The sequence below is a fragment of the Chryseobacterium sp. SIMBA_038 genome, from assembly GCF_046535115.1.
Taxonomy (GTDB): Bacteria; Bacteroidota; Bacteroidia; order Flavobacteriales; family Weeksellaceae; genus Chryseobacterium.
The window spans coordinates 1-235 of record NZ_JAWRXH010000446.1 but is presented as its reverse complement, the minus strand read 5'-3'; the positions used below and the strand labels follow the sequence as shown (position 1 = coordinate 235).

Sequence of the window (235 nt, the reverse complement as noted above, 5' to 3'; positions counted from 1 at the left end):
CCTGATTCGTAGCGTAAAGCTGTGATCCATTGACCGCATCAGTGCTCGCCGCGGTAATCCGGCCTGCGGCGACATTCGTAATTGTTCTTTCTGCGCCAGTAGCGCCTACACTCACCGTCGAACTGGGGGTTGAGCCCGCGAAACTATATGTCGTCCCGTTAAGCGTAACACCCGTGGTAGCAACTGCAGCGGACGTCACCGATCCCGACCCGAGAGCAACAGCATTGTTGTTCCC

Annotated in this window: 1 protein-coding gene; it reads right to left on the bottom strand. The window is 57.0% G+C overall.

The features are described from left to right. On the bottom strand, nucleotides 1-115 hold a 115-nt coding region (locus SB689_RS24210; protein ID WP_410694560.1), incomplete at its 3' end, for a hypothetical protein. Between the last annotated feature and the right edge of the window lie 120 nt (nucleotides 116-235).